This is a genomic window from Acinetobacter sp. CY73, assembly GCF_059515865.1.
Window position 1 is genome coordinate 75891 of the sequence record NZ_JCAKMZ010000009.1, and the last position, 19061, is coordinate 94951.

The 19061-nt window shown below is 35.0% G+C and carries 10 protein-coding genes and 2 pseudogenes; 7 read left to right on the forward strand and 5 right to left on the reverse strand.

The genetic code is table 11. The annotated features are described in order from the left end of the window. The first annotated feature begins 4 nt into the window (after positions 1 to 4). The 6 genes from AC5YD2_RS06530 (at position 5) to AC5YD2_RS06555 (ending at position 14180) form a co-directional block, all read left to right on the forward strand. Positions 5 to 2104: an acetate--CoA ligase family protein gene (locus tag AC5YD2_RS06530; protein ID WP_496125552.1), complete on the forward strand. Its 2100-nt coding sequence runs from the start codon at positions 5 to 7 to the stop codon at positions 2102 to 2104. A 3-nt stretch (positions 2105 to 2107) separates the two neighbouring features. Then, on the forward strand, positions 2108 to 4156 hold the full coding sequence (locus tag AC5YD2_RS06535) for a 3-hydroxyacyl-CoA dehydrogenase NAD-binding domain-containing protein (RefSeq protein WP_496125553.1): 2049 nt from the start codon (positions 2108 to 2110) through the stop codon (positions 4154 to 4156). Positions 4157 to 4292: 136 nt separating this feature from the next. Then, a complete protein-coding gene (locus AC5YD2_RS06540) occupies positions 4293 to 4742 on the forward strand; it encodes an acyl-CoA thioesterase (protein WP_496125554.1) in 450 nt (149 codons plus the stop codon). Between the two features lie 36 nt (positions 4743 to 4778). Continuing rightward, positions 4779 to 5987: a 3-oxoadipyl-CoA thiolase gene (gene pcaF / locus AC5YD2_RS06545; protein WP_496125555.1), complete on the forward strand. Its 1209-nt coding sequence runs from the start codon at positions 4779 to 4781 to the stop codon at positions 5985 to 5987. A gap of 513 nt (positions 5988 to 6500) precedes the next feature. Beyond that, positions 6501 to 12554: an ATP-binding protein gene (locus AC5YD2_RS06550; protein WP_496125556.1), complete on the forward strand. Its 6054-nt coding sequence runs from the start codon at positions 6501 to 6503 to the stop codon at positions 12552 to 12554. 375 nt (positions 12555 to 12929) lie between these two features. After that, positions 12930 to 14180, forward strand: coding sequence for a hypothetical protein (locus AC5YD2_RS06555; RefSeq protein ID WP_496125557.1), 1251 nt, complete (start codon positions 12930 to 12932; stop codon positions 14178 to 14180). Between the two features lie 55 nt (positions 14181 to 14235). On the opposite strand, the pseudogene AC5YD2_RS06560 reads toward AC5YD2_RS06555, so the two are convergent. Beyond that, positions 14236 to 15105, reverse strand: a pseudogene (locus AC5YD2_RS06560) (IS982 family transposase). 405 nt (positions 15106 to 15510) lie between these two features. Then, the gene (locus tag AC5YD2_RS06565) at positions 15511 to 15996 is read right to left on the reverse strand and encodes a hypothetical protein (RefSeq protein WP_496125558.1); all 486 of its coding nucleotides are present in this window, start codon (positions 15994 to 15996) and stop codon (positions 15511 to 15513) included. 72 nt (positions 15997 to 16068) lie between these two features. Between AC5YD2_RS06565 and AC5YD2_RS06570 the strand changes: the two genes are divergently transcribed. Continuing rightward, positions 16069 to 16296 (forward strand): helix-turn-helix domain-containing protein, encoded by a 228-nt coding sequence (locus AC5YD2_RS06570; protein ID WP_496125559.1) that lies wholly within the window; start codon positions 16069 to 16071, stop codon positions 16294 to 16296. 127 nt (positions 16297 to 16423) lie between these two features. On the opposite strand, the pseudogene AC5YD2_RS06575 reads toward AC5YD2_RS06570, so the two are convergent. From AC5YD2_RS06575 to AC5YD2_RS06585, 3 genes and pseudogenes are all read right to left on the reverse strand, one after another. Next, positions 16424 to 17464 (reverse strand): annotated as a pseudogene (locus AC5YD2_RS06575) (IS481 family transposase). Positions 17465 to 17658: 194 nt separating this feature from the next. After that, on the reverse strand, positions 17659 to 17793 hold the full coding sequence (locus AC5YD2_RS06580) for a hypothetical protein (protein ID WP_496125560.1): 135 nt from the start codon (positions 17791 to 17793) through the stop codon (positions 17659 to 17661). Positions 17794 to 17840: 47 nt separating this feature from the next. Beyond that, positions 17841 to 18985 (reverse strand): IS3 family transposase gene (locus AC5YD2_RS06585; protein ID WP_496125561.1). Its coding sequence is split into 2 segments (ribosomal slippage): positions 17841 to 18721 and positions 18721 to 18985, totalling 1146 coding nucleotides; the frame shifts between segments, so codons are not numbered across the junction. Positions 18986 to 19061: the final 76 nt, after the last annotated feature.

A 19061-nucleotide genomic window follows, 5' to 3' on the forward strand; every position in this document is an offset into this window, starting at 1 on the left:
AGATATGAATTCCATGGTTAAAAGTAATAAAACGCTTTCAAATGCCTTATTGAAACCTAAGACCATAGCGTTGGTGGGTATTTCAGATGACATCAGCAAAACAGCTGGCCGACCTTTGCACTTTTTAAGAAATGCCGGCTATAAAGGCACAATTTACTGTATTAACCCACGTCGTGAGACCGTGCAGGGTGAAAAAGCCTATCCATCTCTTTCAGCATTACCCGAAGTTCCAGAGCATGTTTATGTATTAACAGCAGCAGATTTGGCACTTGAAGCTGTGGAAGAATGTGGCAAATTGGGTGTGCCTGTTGTGACCCTCATTGCGAGTGGCTTTAGTGAGGCTGGACATGAAGGTATTGAGCGTGAAAATAAATTAAGTGAAATAAAAGCAAAATATCAAACACGCATTTTAGGTCCATCAAGCTTAGGCTTAGTCAACTTATATGAAGACCTATTTTTAACGGCAAATGCCGCTTTTGCTGAGCCAGGTTTGCCTAAAGGCAATATCTTTTGTGCTTCACACAGTGGCAGTATGATTGGCTCTTTAACTTCCCGTGGTCGTAACCATCATACCGGCTTCTATGGATTGGTATCAGTGGGCGGTGAAGTTGATCTAAGCGTGGGTGAAATCTGCTTAGCAACATTAGATAACCCTGATATTCACGGTTACATGCTGTTCTTGGAATCCATGCGCCATGCGGAGAAATTGCGTGAATTTGCAGTGAAAGCAGCGGAATTGAATCGTCCTGTGGTGGTGTTCAAGCTTGGCCGTTCACAAGTGGCAGCAGATCTAGCTGTTTCTCACACGGGTTCTATGGCAGGTGAAGATGCAGTTGCAGAAGCATTCTTTAAGGATTGTGGTATTGCACGTGTCGAAACCCTAGACGGGTTTCTCAATGCAATTCCTCTACTCAGCAAAGTTCCACCACAAGCAGCCAACAATAAACAGGTTAATGTCGGTGTACTGACGACGACTGGCGGTGGTGCTGCAATGGTGGTTGACCAACTTGGCATCCGTAATGTTTCAGTGGTGTCACCATCAGAAGAGACGCTTGCTAAACTTAATGCACGTGGTGTAGATGTCCATGCAGGCGGTATTATCGATTTAACGCTAGCGGGCACCAAGTATGAAGTGATGAAAGCTGCGCTAGAAGTACTTGAAGAAGCGCCTGAATTTGATTTGGTGCTGGTCGCTTCAGGTTCTTCAGCTCGTTATCACCCAGACCTTGCAGTGAAACCCATTGTTGACAGTATTGCAACTTACAAAAAACCATTGGTGAGTTTTCTGGTTCCTGATGCACCAGAGGCCTTAAAGCAATTGAAACAGGCGAATGTACCTGCATTTCAATCACCGGAAGCTTGTGCTGATGTTATTAATGCAGCCTTTTCTCGTCGCCAACCCATGCCGATACCAGCGAAGATTAGTCAGCCAGCTGGATCGACAACAGTTACTTTAGATGAAGACTCTGCTTATCAATTATTACGCCCATTAGGCATTCAAAATGCGCCATACCAAGTATTGAATATTGATCAACCGCAAGCACTGGACATTTCATATCCAGTTGTAGTAAAAGTCTTGCATGATCAAATCAGTCATAAAACTGAAGTGGGTGGTGTGATTTTAAATGTACAAAATGACTCAGAGCTTCAAGCCGCGATTAATCAAATTAAGTCCAACGTTGAGAAACATTGCCCAAATTTGACTGTTGAAAAAGTTTTAGTCCAGTCGATGGTGAAAGGTCTTGGTGAAGTCTTAGTTGGTTTTAAACGTGACAAAGACGTGGGTCCAATTGTGATGCTGGCTGCAGGTGGCGTGCTAACTGAACTGTATAAAGACAGTTCAATGCGTTTAGCGCCTGTAACGCTTGATTCAGCATATGAAATGATTGCTGAAGTGAAAGGTATAAAAGCACTCGACGGTTTCCGTGGTAAACAAAAAGGTGATCTGAAAGCGATTGCCGAAACGGTCGTGGCTTTCTCTCAGCTCGCAGTATCTGAGGAATACTATATTGAAGAAGCTGAAATGAATCCACTTATCGTAAATCCACAAGGACAAGGTGTGACAGCAGTGGATGCACTTGTTCATATTCGTAAGGACGCTTAAACCATGACTGAGACTATTCATTTTGAAACTGAGGGATCAATTGCAGTCATCGTGATTGATAATCCGCCTGTAAATACAGGATCTTGGTCTGTGCGTAAAGGTTTGCTTGATGCGGTTGAAAAATTTGCTCAAGATGACACGCTAACAGCCGCTGTCATTATTGGTAAAGACAAAAACTTTATTTCTGGTTCTGACCTTAAGGAGTTTGGCAAACCAATTACTCCGCCAGAGTTGCCTCAAGTTATTGAGGCTATTGAAAAATGCCCCAAACTAGTGATTGCAGCCATTAGCGGTGCAACCTTGGGCGGTGGATATGAACTGGCTTTGGGTTGTGATGCACGTATCGCATCAGAAAATACCATTGTTGGTCTACCTGAAGTAACTTTAGGCATGTTGCCTGGTGCGGGTGGAACACAGCGTCTTCCACGACTTATTGGTATTGGACCAAGTATACAAGTGATTTGTAGTGGAAAACGTTTAAAAGCAGTTGAGGCACTCAAAATTGGAATGATTGATGCAATTGCTGAGGGTGATTTAAGAGCCTTTGCATTAGAATTTGCTAAGACTGCAGGGAAAAATCCTTTAGCGCTCAAAACTGTAGCTAAAGATGAATCTGCTGAACTTGATGCCATTATCAAAAAAGCGTTAAAAGCAGGTAAGTACCGTCCACAAGTACAAGAATCGATTCGCTTAATTAAAGCGACTGCAGAGCAAGAGTTTTACACAACCTTGGCAGAAGAACGTCAAGTATTTCAAAAACTCCGTGTTGCTGATGATGCATTTGCGTTAAGACATTTATTCTTTGCTGAAAATAGTGCAAAAAAAGTGATTAATCTTAAAGATGCACCGCTCAAACCCATTAAAAATGTGGTGATTGTTGGTGCAGGCACTATGGGAACAGGTATTGCGATTTCTGCATTAAAATCTGGCTTTAATGTAAGCGTATATGATTGTTCAAAATCAATATTAGTCAAATGTAAGTCAAATATTGATTTTATATACGAAAAAGATATTCAGTCAGGACGAACGAAAACTGAGCATAGAGATTGTCAGTTAGCACGTTTAGCTTTAACTGATGATGAAATGGTTTTCGAAAATGCTGATTTAGTGATTGAAGCTATATTTGAAAATTTAGAAGCAAAACAAAACCTAATTAAACAAGTCGAAAATATTGCTTCTCCTGAAACAATTATTGCAAGTAATACATCTTATATTGATTTAGATGAAATTGCAGAAGTCAGCTTGAGACCTGAAAATATAGTTGGAATTCACTTCTTTAATCCTGCATACATGATGCGACTTGTAGAAGTTATACATGGTAATCACACATCTCAACAGGTGATTACTACTGCTTTTGCATTTGTACAAAAGCTAAATAAGTTACCTATTATTTGTAAAAACTCTTTTGGCTTCATCGGTAATCGCATTTATGCAGCTTATCGTTATCAATGTGAATTAATGTTAGAAGAAGGCGCATTTCCACATCAAATTGATAATGCAATTGAAAACTATGGTTTCAGCATGGGACCTTTTGCAGTAGGGGATTTGTCTGGTTTAGATATCGCGTGGAATATGAGAAAGGCGAATGCAACCAAACGAAATCCATCTGCACGATATGTTTCTATTCCTGATCAAATTTGTGAATTAGGTAGATTTGGGACCAAAACAGGTGCAGGTTATTACAATTATAACAATGGCCTTAAAGAGGATGATCCACTCATTCATCAGCTCATTATTCAAGCATCAAATGAAAAAGGGATTGAGCGAAAGGTTTTCAACGAAGATGAAATTATCAATCGTATTCTACTGACTATGGCCAATGAAGCTGCATTACTCTTAAGTGAAGGCGTCACCACTCGAATGAATGATATTGATCTCGTCATGGTAAATGGTTTTGGTTTCCCTAAATGGAAGGGTGGACCAGCATATTGGGCGTCTAGGCAGGAATTAAATTATCTGTATAAACAACAAGAAATTTTAGAAAAAAGTACAGGACTAGGGTTTATAAAAGGGGACTTATCCATCTTTAATAAACTTGCTAAAACGGCCTAACTTTTGAGTACCTATTTGCCTGACTTCGGTCAGGCATTTTTTTGCTTGAATGATATGAGGTGGTGATTTTTTGTAAACTGTTAGAAGGCTCAGCTCAATATAATTCAATCCACCAATATAGAATTACGCATTAAATATGAGTGATCAAAGCAGTCTAACGATGAGTGTTCTGATGACACCCGATATGGCAAATTTTTCCGGGAATGTGCATGGTGGAACGATTCTAAAGCTATTGGACCAAGTAGCTTATGCATGTGCAAGTCGTTATTCGGGGACCTACGTCGTCACATTATCGGTTGATCAAGTCATATTTAAAGAAGCCATAAAAGTCGGGGAGATAGTTTCATTTCTGGCAAATGTCAACTACGTAGGGCGAAGCTCTATGGAAATTGGAATTCGTGTTGAAGCTCAAAATATTCACACTCGTCAGATCAGACATACCAACAGTTGCTACTTCACAATGATATCAGTAGACAACACAGGTAAACCTTCAGAAACATCTCCCTTAAATCTTGATACACAACTTAAGCAATGTCGTTATGAGGCAGCCTTACGGCGTAAAAAAATACGACTTCAAAATAATTGAATTTAGTTAAATACTCACGTTTAAAAAGGACTTATCATGAAAAATGCATATATTGTTGATGCTATCCGTACGCCTTTTGGTCGCTATGCAGGCGGACTTGCACCTGTACGTGCAGATGACTTAGGTGCGCTTCCAATAAAAGCTTTAATGGAACGTAACCCCACTGTGAATTGGGAATTGGTTGATGACATCATCTATGGCTGTGCCAATCAAGCAGGTGAAGACAATCGCAATGTCGGTCGTATGTCTGCACTACTCGCAGGTGTGCCATACCAAGTCCCTGCAACCACAGTGAATCGTTTGTGTGGTTCTTCACTCGATGCAATTTCAATGGCAGCACGTGCAATTAAAGCAGGTGAAGCGGATTTAATCATTGCAGGTGGTGTAGAGAGTATGTCTCGTGCACCTTTTGTCATGGGAAAATCTGAAACTGCTTTTGGTCGTAGTCAAAAGATTGAAGATACCACTATGGGTTGGCGTTTTATTAACCCTAAACTAAAGGAAATATGTGGTGTAGAAACTATGCCGCAAACCGCTGAAAACGTGGCAGAACAGTTTAATATCAATCGTGAAGATCAAGACAAATTTGCCTTAACGAGCCAACAACGTACGGCTACTGCACAAAAGAATGGTTTCTTTGCCCATGAAATCATCCCTGTGGTGATTCCGCAGCGTAAAGGTGATGCTGTAGTGGTGGATACGGATGAGCATCCACGAGCTTCGACCACTTTAGAAGGTTTAAATAAACTCAAACCTGTGGTGAAAGCAGACGGTACGGTTACGGCAGGTAATGCTTCTGGAATTAATGATGGTGCTGCGGCACTGCTGATCGCTTCGGATGACGCTGTTCAACAATATAATCTAAAACCACGTGCCAAAGTGATTGGTGCAACGGTGGTCGGAGTTGAACCCCGTATTATGGGTTTTGGCCCTGCACCTGCCATCAAAAAGTTGCTCACTCAAACAGGTTTAACTTTAGATCAGATGGATGTCATTGAGCTGAATGAAGCTTTTGCTGCTCAAGCGCTTGCTGTGACACGTGATTTAGGTTTAGCCGATAATGAAGCTCGTGTGAATCCAAATGGTGGAGCTATAGCAATTGGTCATCCATTGGGGGCATCTGGTGCACGCCTAGTCACAACTGCACTGAATCAACTTGAACAATCAGGTGGAACATATGCATTGTGCTCAATGTGTATTGGTGTGGGGCAAGGTACCGCTATGATTATTAAGCGTGTTAAGTAGTATTCAGAATAAGATTAAACTTGAACAAGTAAAGGTGAATTTATTTCAAATTCACTTTTACGACTAAAAAAGATTGACTGTTGATGATTATAAAACCTATTCTATATCAATAATAATGAATCAAAATAAAGTATCATTTATTTAACTTATGTTCACCTGGAATCTAATTCACAATTAAATTTATGTTTAATAAACAATGAATTTAATTACTTAGAGCAATAAAATGATAATTTATAAAACATTTTGTTCATTAACCTAGCTATGAATACATAGTTTTCTACTAAAAAGTCTTAAGAATAGACTAAATTTATCTAGGAGAGTGGTGGCATTCCATCACTAACTAACAGGTGTCTACAAAATCTATGGCTATTCATCCTAAAGAATTATTAACACCTTAAAAAACAAAATTTTATTGTAAAAATTACTAAAATTATGTTTAGATACAAATTTCATATAAAATATAATTTTTAATCAATAACTTGTAGTTACTATTAATAAGCCATTAGGATTGATATGAGTGGAAACCTTAAACCAGCACATGCTGGTTATCGTTATCAAGATATTATTACTGCATATTTTTTTGTATTAGGTATTATTGAGAAATTTGATTCCGTTACAGTCGATAAGAAACAATTAGATGATGATAGATTTGATGACTTACAAATTATAAAAAAAGATGGATTTAAAACTAAAATTCAAATTAAACATAGTACAGATGCTAATAAGCCACTTGCTCTCTCTGAATTTACTAATAAAACTAGTACAAACTTAACTATTGATAGATTAATTTTAACTAATAAATTAGCTGCTGAACCAGCAGATGAATATCGCCTATGTGCTACTTGGAATGCTCCATTAATTGAAGATAAATATCACGACTGTTTAATAGAGATAGTAGGAAATCCTATTTTTGATACTATTCATTCAAAAATATATCGATTAGATTATGAAAAAATATGGCCCCAAAATCAGACTCCTTTATGGAAGCCACTAAAAAATCGAACAGATTTTAATAGGTCAGACTTTATCGAGTTTTGTAAAAAATTTGTTATCGAGCTTGAGCTACCTCATGCATCAAGCTCTTTATTTTCACCTAGTCGTGTTGAAACTGAATTATTAACGCTCTTACATGAGAAGATAGGGATTGGCCAATACCCTAATAGTGAGCGTAAAGTAGAGGATGTTGCAGCCTTAGCAATCGCACTTGCAACTTGGGCAAGAAGTAATGAATCCAAACTTGATACTCAAGAGATTGTTAAGCATCTTGAAATAAGAACAGATTTTGGCAGAGTTTCACAAGCTTTTCCATTAGACAAAAAGTACTTTTATGATCGGCCTATTTTTAGAGAAAACATTTTAAATTTAGATAGCGACAAGAATTTCCATATATTTATTGGCCCTCCTGGATCTGGTAAGTCATGGGAATTAACGAATTTGTCGGAAATTTTGAAAGAAGATGCAATTGTTGCACGACATTACTGTTATTTATCCCCTAATGATGAAATATCTGAAAGAAGGGTTACTACAGATGTATTCTTTGCTAACTTATTAGCTGAATTACAAGATTCAATTAAAACACCATTTAGTTCAAAGATTGGACTCTCAGCAGATTTTTCAAATTTTGAAAATGCCTTAAACGAATTAGCTTCTCGGAGTGAAAAGGTCATTTTAATTATTGATGGCTTAGATCATATTTCTAGAGTTAAGTCAGCATCATCTAATCTGAATGATAATGAAACAGATATAATAGAAAGGCTAGCATCTTTAGATATCCCAAATGGGGTAAAGCTTATATTAGGTACACAGCCAGGAGAACACTTAGACCCAATTTTAAAACGAAGGGAAAATGATGTTTTAACTTACTGTATACCTGATTGGACTCTTCAAGACACAATTGAACTATGTAAGCTACATGAATTAGATACTCTATTCTCAGAGTATGGCATTGAAAATCATAATGAAATTTTTAGCTTAGTTGCCCAGAAAGCTAATAGTATACCTCTATATGCAAGGTATTTATGTAAAGGGATAATTTCTAATTTAAAACAAAATCCGACTGAAAAACCTGAAGATTGGTTAAACCAACTGCCAATTATTAATGGTGATATTAAAGTCTATTACAAATATTTATATGAAAAAATTTCAGATGAAGGTCGTTTCGTTGCAGACTTATTCGCAGTAATAGAATTTGCTATTACTGAAGATGAACTCAAGGAAATGTATCCTCGCCACCTAGCACGTCATGTATCCGTTGCCCTAAAGGTATTTGAACCTATATTTGTCCAAATTGAAGCCCAAGGTGGACTTAGGGTATTCCATGAAAGTTTCCGACGATTTATTAGAGAAGAGCTAAAAGAACAAGGAGTTAATTTAGTAGATATTCTAGATCCAGTGATTGATTGGATGAAGGATAAAGGTTTCTATGAAAATGCTAAGAGCTATCGATTTTTATTATCTGCCTTAAAAAATGCAAATAAATCGAATGAAATTTACGACTTAGTTTCATTTGATTTTGTATCTACAAGTATTAATTATGGCCATACTGTAGATGCTATTCAAAATAATATTGCAATCACAGCCAATATTGCTTCATACGATCAAAATTGGGCAATATTAGTTAGATGTAATGAGTTACGTCGGGCTCTTCATACATATGAACAAGAGCGATTAGGAGGCAAAGATTATTGGTTAACATATGGGAGGCTTTTTGGTCATCAAGCTTTATCCGAAAGATTACTTTTTGATGGTCGACCTACATTAGATTATTTAAATGGCATGCAAGCGTGTTTGATTGTTGATGATATGGGCGGTATTGCTCCATGGAGAGAATACGTTAATCTTGAAATGTCTTATGAGGATGGAACTTATTCACCTGACTACTTTGATCATTTAACACGGTTAAAAACTTCTGAAGAAAATAACTTAGCATTAATACAAGGTTACTTAAGTCTAGGTTTAGGCTTTAAAATATTAAGAAAAATTTTAAAATATTTAAATCAATTTAAAAGAAATCAAGATATTCCTGTTTATTTTATTAAGTGTTTAGCATGCCGATTATTAAAGAATAATTTAACTAAAACGGTAATAAAATTAGCTGAAAAATTTAGAAATTATGAGAATCAAAGATTAATTTCATATGGATTATATTGGGGCTTATCTGATTTCTATCATCAACAACATGCACACTCCTATGCGAGAGAATATGCTGAATGTGCATTAAATCTCACAACATCACCTATTCTGGTTTCACAATTATTAGATTATGGAATAAATTTAAATAATCTAGTCATTGATGGAAGAAAAATTTTTTCTATAAATTTAGGTTTTGATGGCCATCCTGAAAAGAATAATTTGAAATTATGGGTAGCTTCAATCAGAGTATTAGCTCATTCCGATCAACTTTATAAAGTATTAAACCGAGAACTTAGAAGAATTCGAGGTATGGGGTGGTATCGATGCTGGTTAAAATTTGCTATCAACATATTTTGTGCAGAAAAAGCAGAAAATTATAATATTAAAGAAGTTTTTAATATTCTTTTGGAAGAAAGCCATCCATTTGCTGGAAAACCAAGAGCATGTGATCTATATGCAATTCATGGGACTATCAGCTATACAATAGGCTTAGGATTAGAGCTAGTAAAAACAGAGGATGAATGGGCACATATTTTAGAGGTACTTAAACAAGTTAATTTAAACACCACAACAAGACTTGATAGAGAAGTTAATGGACCTGTTTCAAGTGATGTTATTTTTAATCTACTTGAACCTTATTCCAAGCTTGAGAATATCAATAGATACATATTAGAAGCTTTAAAATCTGAAATTGACCATGTGGAAAGTAATGGAACATATTACTCAACTCATGCTGAACTAAAGTTAAAATACACTCAAATCCTTCTAAATAATAATAAGACAGAGGCTAATAACGAGTGGAAAGATGTGGGTATATATTTAACTAGCTATGGTTATAGAAAAGATATAACCCTATTCGAGATAATTGATACTGTTTCTGTGATCTCTCATAAATCTAAAAATGAGTGTTTATTAGCCTTAGAAAAACTACAGCCATTAATTTCCTCTGTATTAAGACATACAGATGGTAGAAGTACTAAGCATACACCGAACCGTTGGTTCAAAGAGCTATTGGATATTGATCCTGAAGCTGCTTTAAATGTGTTAGCAAGAACAATTGTTGAGGAAAACTTTCATGAAAGTTGGCCAACGATAGAGGCTCTTAAATTAGTTGCTAATAAGCTACTAGATCAAGCAAATCCGTTAATACTTGATAGTTTATGGCAAACAATACCTTTTGAAATTGAATATGAAAATGATGGTCTTACAGCAGTAAAAGAACGTCTAGAATGCATACTGAAATTAAATACTCTCTATCCTCAATTTATAGAAAATAGACTCCATTTATTGGCTGCCCAAGTTTCTAATGATGTTTACAAATATAATGAAGATGCCATTAGAGAGTTAGAGTTAGTTTCAAGTAATTTTGGTTATCCAATTAAATGTAAGATAAAACCCACAAAAACTTCTAGCTCAACCAGTTATTCACGAAGGAATTCACTTTATAAGGTTAATTCTGATTATATTTCTCCTGAAATTGTTCCACATCCACCAGAGGATGCCACTCTTGGAGATATAATTAAATGTATTAGGCTTATTGAAAAATCAAAGAACAAAAATTATCAAAAACTTAATGTCTATCTTTCATATAAATTGCAAGAGCTAAGCATAGAGGGGAATAAAAATGATGCTGAAAGAATTCTCTTCTTCTACGGCCGTGAGGTTTCTTCATGGTCGGAAGATCACCCTTTAGCTAGCCTAGCCCAAAGCCTTGAATATGCTGGTCTCTCAGACTTAGCAGCTATTGCCTATACTCTAGCTTATATGAAATCTAGAGGAAATGGAGGATGGAGCAGTATTGGCGGTTCTAGGCAGAAAAATTTATTACTAACTGCTAAAATTCTTAATGAGGATTTAACAACAAAGGTATTTTCAGAAGAATTAGGAAGAAGATTAAAATATACAGATTACGGTGCAGGTATCACTGAAAGTTTGATCGAAAGATTGAGAGATTGGGGGTATTACACTGAAGCAATTGATTGTTGGCATGAGGCTTTTAGCGTCATAGAACATCGTCTAACTTTAACTAAAAACTCTCATTATTTTGCTGAATATAGATCTTCTGATCCAATTGAACATGATATAGATGAGAGCTTAATTTTAATAATTTTATTGAGATTATCTGAACCCAGAAAATCTAGAAAACTTGCAACGTTAACAGGTTTTACTAGCATTTTAAAATATTTACCTAATCTTTTATCTAAACCATTAACATGGTTTGCTTGTAATAGCACGCCTACCTCATCATTACTGCTAATTTTAGAAATTATATTCTTCCTTGAAGATAAACCTTTTACTTTAAGTAAAGGGATTAAGGATATATTAGAAATATATACAAATTCATCTATATGGGGTGCCCAAGTCATAAGCCGTTCTTTATTAGATAGAGCAGGACTAAGTTATGAAGCTTATAACAATATAAATGATTATTCTGGAAGCAACTCTCAGACCTATTTACCTAATCCATATATTATGGAATTAGACCCAACTAAGAGCTTAGAAACTTTAAGCTTATATGTTCCTAGTTTGCCTTCAGAAATAGAGTTTTTTCTAGATGCAGAATTGAAGAAAAATTTCAATATGAAATTAATGAGTGAAACTATTGAACTCATTTATGGTAGATCAAGAGATGTTACTCCTCCTTTAGATGGACTTACTTGGAGAGAAGAACTATTTATTGCAGAGTTGAACAATTGTGGTCAAGCCCTTCAACAAGATTTAAAAGCAGAAGGTCTATGGTCATTAGAAACAGAAGAAGAGCTTGTTTTTCATACGTTACCTAACATAGAGTCACATTTAGGAATTTATCAAAGTCGGGTAACAAGACCAGCGTTACCTCTTCCAAATGAGCTAACAAATGGAATAAGCCCTATTACTATTGTTAAGAATGATCCAAAGTATGAAAATTGGGTACAGTTAGCTTGTATGGAAACTCAATATTTTAATGAAGAACATAGTTTTTCAAGACCTAATAAGTTGATTAAAAATATATCTGGGCTTTCATTAATACCTCAATTATCTAGTCTTCCTCAGAATTTTATGCCTTTAAAAGACGGTATTGAAAATTTATGGTGGACAAAAAATGGTGGAATAATGATCCATTTTGGAGGGGGATTGACTTCTCTAGTTGGAGTATCCATTTCCACTGATATATTAGGCAGAAACTTTATATTTACTCCACCTGTTGAACTGTTATTAATTACTCCTGATTATATGCCTGCAGATTTTAATGAGAAACTTTGCCTAAAAGATTCTCAAGGACAAGAGTTTCTTAGATTGAGATCATGGGAAGTACGTGAAGAGCAAATAAGCTCTGAGACATACACACTAAAAGGTATGGACCTAATAGTACATCCTGAAATATTTGCTAAACTTAACATAATGTACAACTCAAGTTTAGTTAATTTTCAGTTTATACAGAGCATTGATATTTAATGTTGTAGTGAACGAATTGCCACACCATCAGAACGTACTACTTTATAACCTTTGGACAGCACTTGCTTGAGGTTTTGAGTAATATTTCTCTGAGTAAAACTTCAATTTGACGGCTGCTGAAATCCTAATACGATGCTATCGATATATACATAACTGGTCAAAATGGTAAATTTGGCGTAAGTAGAGAGTTTTTTCTTCAATGGCTAGAGGAGTGCGTAATTCTGGATTTGCAGCAGAAGCTCTAATTTTTATATACGTTATCGTCAATACTACTTATTAATTTGGGTTGAGGTTTAACGACAGGATGTGTCGTCTAAACCTTGATTTATTGCGTATGCACTTTATTATTAAACTCTTTTTTAGAGATAATTTAATATGAACTTAGTTTTAAAAGAACTTATAGCTCAAATTGCTCTTTCCTCATCAATAAAAGAAGCTGCTGAATTATATAAAATGTTTGAGGATATATTAAAAGACTATGTTTTTATTTTAAGTTTTGACAAATCTTCAGCTGCTATCCCTGGTCTTGCAGTAGATAAAAATTTTTCAAAGACGGGTGCTATAAGAGGATTGTACAAATATAATAATATATTTATTTTAAGTGAAAAAACTGTTGATTCCTTATTGTCTGGGGAGAAAGAGGAGATTCCAATTGACTATTCTATATCTTTGGATACACAAGCTGTAAGTTATTTATATTCATATTTTTTTGATAGAAATAATAATAGATTGCCAGGAGATTTGGATGAGTTTTTTAGATTTATTATAGAACCTGATGTAAATGTTGATCCTATCCCTCACTTGACTGAGAATACATACAACTTGAAGTGCGGTGATAATTTAGCTGAAATTTATGATGTTAAGCTTGCTTATGAGATGTTTAGGAATTTAGATGTTGATACATTTAAAAATGAGAATAAACTAAAATTTCATAAAACTGATTTCGAGATTCAACAAATAGCCCAGCAGCAAATGTCTCAAGAAATATTCAGGTTAACTAATAAACAATTTAATATTGAGTATGAAAGAATGTTTCATGAGCAATATATAATTATCTTAATAATTGCTATTATTCGGTGGAAATATAGTAAAAAATCAATTTATACAAAGATCTATACTTACTTTGAGATGAATCAAAAATATCTTGGTTTGATGTCTGTTCGTGATGCTAATCTTGCATATGCTATTTTTTCAAATAAATCGAATTTCTTTGGAAAAATTCAAAAAAATTCTGATGGATTGGTTAGAAAGATGAAAGCTATGGCATGGGATATTTTCCACTTTAGATATTTAGAAAAAGCATCTACATTTTCTCTTAGCAGAAATGCAGATTATTTCTTTCCTGCATTATGTAGCTTCGACGATGAGTTTGTTAAATTAATTGATTTTTATAAGCTTGACGGATTGGTTTATAATAAGAAAGATTCTGATATTTATCCATTTTATGCTTTTGGTATGGATGATATGATAGAGCTAAGTGATAAACATAAAATGCAAATTCAAGAAGCATTCTTTACTTCAGATGCTATTATTGAAAGAAAAAAAACCTGTGAAAATAAAAGAATGAAATTTAATCAGTCAATTCTTGAACTACAAGAAGAGTTTTTTAATCTTAAGAAACGATAATATTATATTTGTTAATAGGATTCTCAAGGTAAACATATAATAACCCGAATCCTGTTTAAGCCAATGATTCCATAATATGAATTGTCAGTTTATTTTGATGAGCTAATTGATATGCACATAACGAGGCGTAAATTCCACTGAGAAATCCACGAACACTGCGTGCTTTACTTGTCACAAAATTGTATTGACCTTTCAACAAACTGAATAACGTTTCTATCTTATTGCGTTATCTTAGGTGATATTCATCTGATGCACCGAGTTGAATAGCCTGCATATTCTTCCGATGATAAGTAATCAAATCAATACCTTGATCTTGTAACCTACTTTTTAATTCTTGGCTGATGTAATCTCGATCGCCATAAAGTTTTGCTTTTATACCAGCAACCAATTTTTCAACCATTTTTATGTCAGCAACATGTCCATTCGATAAAGCAGAATAAGCAATTTCCCCAAATTGGTTCATTGCAATATGCAATTTACAGCCATAAAACCAGCCCATTGAACTTTTACCACGAAATGCAATTTTAGCTAAAGATTTATGGCGTTGAATACGTTGATTTTTACAAACTGGCAGAGTTGTTGAATCAATCCATAAATATTGTGTGTCTTGGTCTTTCATCAGCGCCACATGTAAAGCATGTAGTGCTAATTCATGCATATTGATTAGATGAATCATCCGTTGGTAGCAAGGCAAGTACTTACATAAATGGTTTTTATCTTCTTTTAACCAAATGAAAAAGGCTTTGAAATTATTGAAATGAGAACATTTGTACCAAATAGCGATAAAACAGATTTCTGAAATGGTTAAATGAGCAGTTCTGATTCTTAAGGAACGATTACTTTGCTTAAGAAAATTCCAATAAGTCGCTTCAAATTTGAGAAAGAAATAATCAATTACGCAGAATAATTCTGTACTATTGAACATTAGGACTAGAGCTGTGAGTTTGGTGTGGTAACTCAACTGATGGTTCTAGTCCTCTCATTTTTCAAGTCAATTTCTTATCCGCGATTTAGGTTATTTAACATTATCTTGAATAGATTAGTGATACTTTAGATTATCAATGTATTGAGGTCAAAAAAACTGAGAATGAGTTAGTTTTTCATATTAATCAGATAGCCAATTTAACACAAATTCCAACGGCAATTTCATTGAATTTTGTAAGACAGCTAGCTTAAGTAAAATGACAGGAATTCCTAAAGAGAAAGTATTTCCTGACAACAAATCCATTTTACTTAAGATAATAGTGATTATAACCGCTGTCCATTCACTCTGAGAAGCCTCTAAACCAACCCTATGTTTCATAAAAAACTTGAAACTGATATTAATGACTTATACTTGCGATCTAATTTTGTTTAGTACATTAATTTGAGATTCCAAATAAACCAATTGTTGCTCACTATTTTCTTTAACTCTTAAAATTGTATCTTTGAGTAATGGAAATTCTTTGATGTATTTGTCAAAAAAAATGATTTCTAAACGCATTTTTTCTAAATTATTATTAAGTTTACACACTTCATTGCTTAATTTCGTTTGGAGATTAAAAACTACACCCTTGTTTAATAAAAAATTATTGAGTTCTGCATTGTTATAGTTTGATGTGTATTTGCAAAAATAGTTAAATTGCTCAACAATTAACAAGTTATTGTCTGCTAAACTCCTAATAATTCTATAAATATTTTGGTAATAAATTTCAGCAGAATAGTCAGGATATTCTTTTATAAAACCTTTATAAATTGTTTTAAACTCACTTTTTTTAAGCTCGATATTTGATAAATAAACGATCAAACTGTAATTAAGTTCATGATTTAAAGACATTTTCAATACCACTATTTGCTTACGATTATCCCATTTTGGGATATTTATTGGAATAGTACATCATTTTGAGCCATGAGCTCAATACACGATCCCAGATATAAGATAATTATTAACGAATTAACCAAGCTACGTGAGTCTAAAAATATTACTCAGGTACAACTTGCTACGTCCTTAAAAAAGCATCAATCATATATTGCCAAAGTGGAAAATTTGGAACGACGCTTAGATTTAATAGAATTACATGATTGGTTAAGTGCTTTAAATTATAATATTACTGATTTCCTCGAGAACAAGTTATGAATAGCAAAAAAGCTTAACCTGAAAATTTAAGTATCAAAATTATATCTAGGTCAAATATTATCTGGAATAAATTGTAATAGCTCAAACCTGATCTGACAGTTACCCATTTTTTATTGTGCCTGTTAGGTTAAATTTGAGCTAAATTCTTCTCAGCCCAAATTCGTTTTCCATCAAGTAAAGTTTCAAATGGTGTGCGACCACAGCACATTTTTCCTTGATGAGTCCGTTCAGTATTATAGAATTTTAGCCAATCGTCTAGATCAACTTCTAATTCTTCCAACGAGCTATAAAACTTCTTCCTAAAGGTAATTTGATAAAAATCCTGCAATCTTGTTTTATGGAAGCGCTCACATATGCCATTCGTTTGGGGTGAAGCCGCTTTTGTCTTTGTGTGATCAATATCATTAACGGCTAAATACAACTCATAGTCATGTTGCTTCACCTTACCGCAGTACTCAGTACCTCTGTCTGTAAGAATTCGAAGCATTGGTAAATCCTTAGATTGGTAGAAAGGTAATACACGATCATTCAGCAAATCTGCTGCTGTAATCGGTGTTTTAGTTATTTAGAGCCTGCAATGAACAACTTTGCTATAAGTATCAATAAATGTTAGTTGGTAGATTCGTCCAACTCCTTTGAGATTCCCGACATAGAAGGTGTCTTGTGCACCTAAATATCCTGGATGAGCTGTTTCGATTTCACCACATGCCACATCATCTTCATGCTTACGTTCAAGTGCATCAATCTGAGATCATTTAATTCGATATCATCCTGTGCCACTTCAGCTTCGAGTGCTTTTAAACGCTTCTTAAAGTTCTCCAAATCAAGGCGTAACCAAATAGAGCGAACACCGCTCCATAAAACAAATACACCCTTCTTGCGTAATTCATTATTGGTACGATGTTGCCCATATGCAGGATATTGAATGGCGAAATCAATGACTGCCAGTTCTGTAGCATCATCTACACGGTTTTTTAGATTAGGTACTCGACGGGACTTTATTGATCAATGCATCCATGTCACCAGACTGTACTAGCTCCTGATAGAGATAGAAAGTATCTCTAGAGACACCCATCACTTTACATGCTCTGGATACATTCTGAAGTTCTTTGGCTAAATTGAGCAGACCTGCTTTGGGTTTAATAATTTGATTGTTAGTATGCAACATAAGAAAGGTACCTTTTTTTGATTAATATTTCGACACCTCTATCAAAATAGGTAACTTTCTCTTTTTCAAGAATTATGTCCGATCAAGTCTGAACTAATACAAATAAATATATGTAACAATGTCCTAAGGTAATTGTTTTGATATTGTGGGAACACTTGTGCAATTCGTTGATATAGCCAAATATGAAACATAAGCTACATCATCTTAAATACGATATCCAGAGCTTCCTGAATGGTTTTATTGTTCTGAGCAATGATGTGCCTGACTTTACTTTTTAAGACAGACCATGCTTTTTCAATAGGATTGAGGTCGGGAAGAGGTGGTTCCACTTGTTTGAACAACTAAAAGCTTATTTATAATTGATATTCTGCTCTAGTTAAGCCACCTTGTTTTGTTGAGGCAGCTGATCATAGTAAAACTCATTTGGTGTCATTTTGTCTAGACTTGAATGAGGTCGTTTCAAATTATAAAACTCAAAATATGCGCTCAATTGCTTTTTCGCATCTATGACACTGCTGTAAGCTTTGAGATACACCTCTTCATATTTAACACTACGCCATAATCGTTCAATCATGACATTATCAACCCAACGACCTTTACCATCCATGCTGATTTGAATGTCATTTGATTTCAACACGTCAATAAATGCATCACTGGTAAATTGACTGCCTTGGTCTGTATTAAATATTTCAGGTGGGCCATATTTTTCAATCGCTTCATTTAAAGCCGCAATACAAAAATCCACCTCCATACTAATCGATACCCTATGCGCAAGTACCTTGCGGCTATGCCAATCAATCACAGCACATAAGTAGACGAAGCCTTTTGCCATAGGGATATACGTTATATCCGTTGACCACACTTGATTACTGCGCTGAATAGCCAATCCTTTGAGCAGATATGGATATTTACGGTGAGCTTGAGTAGCCTGGCTTAAATTTGGTTTACAATATAACGCCTGAATACCCATTTTCTTCATTAAAGTACTTGTATGACGTCGTCCTATATGATGCCCTTGACGATTCAACAAATCACGCATCATACGACTGCCTGCAAAAGGATATTGCATATGTAATTCATCAATACATCGCATCAGCTTCAAATCTGATGAGCTAACAGGTTTTGGGCGATAATAATAACAACCACGAGAGACCTTCAGTAACTTAGCTTGTTTAGATACTGAAATCTGAAGTGAGTGATCGATTAACTTTTGTGGTTGAAGCGGCCCAGTTTCTTCAACACACCTTCTAAAAAATCAATTTCTAATGCCTGCTCACCGATTTTTGCATGTAACTTTTTAAGATCAATGGGCGGTTCTGCTGGAGCTTTTGATTGATCGAAGGCTTGCGAGGAAGCTGAGATCAATTGATTTTTCCAGTCGATAATTTGGTTTTGATGAACATCAAATTCAGCACTCAATTCAGCAAGTGTTTTTTCTGCTTTAATCGCAGCAAGCGCTACCTTAGCTTTAAAGTCGTTTGAATGATTTCTTCTTGGTCTACGTGCCATAAAATACTCCATATATTGATGTTTATAACATCATTTGAGGAGCAGAATATCACTTATAGGAGTTGTTCAAATTTCCCGATCCATCTCT

Excerpts from the sequence above, each read along its gene's own strand:
- AC5YD2_RS06530 (WP_496125552.1), top strand. The coding sequence starts at position 5 with ATGAATTCCATGGTTAAAAGTAATAAAACGCTTTCAAATGCCTTATTG.
- AC5YD2_RS06535 (WP_496125553.1), top strand. The coding sequence starts at position 2,108 with ATGACTGAGACTATTCATTTTGAAACTGAGGGATCAATTGCAGTCATC.
- AC5YD2_RS06540 (WP_496125554.1), top strand. The coding sequence starts at position 4,293 with ATGAGTGATCAAAGCAGTCTAACGATGAGTGTTCTGATGACACCCGAT.
- pcaF (WP_496125555.1), top strand. The coding sequence starts at position 4,779 with ATGAAAAATGCATATATTGTTGATGCTATCCGTACGCCTTTTGGTCGC.
- AC5YD2_RS06550 (WP_496125556.1), top strand. The coding sequence starts at position 6,501 with ATGAGTGGAAACCTTAAACCAGCACATGCTGGTTATCGTTATCAAGAT.
- AC5YD2_RS06555 (WP_496125557.1), top strand. The coding sequence starts at position 12,930 with ATGAACTTAGTTTTAAAAGAACTTATAGCTCAAATTGCTCTTTCCTCA.
- AC5YD2_RS06565 (WP_496125558.1), bottom strand. The coding sequence starts at position 15,996 with ATGTCTTTAAATCATGAACTTAATTACAGTTTGATCGTTTATTTATCA.
- AC5YD2_RS06570 (WP_496125559.1), top strand. The coding sequence starts at position 16,069 with ATGAGCTCAATACACGATCCCAGATATAAGATAATTATTAACGAATTA.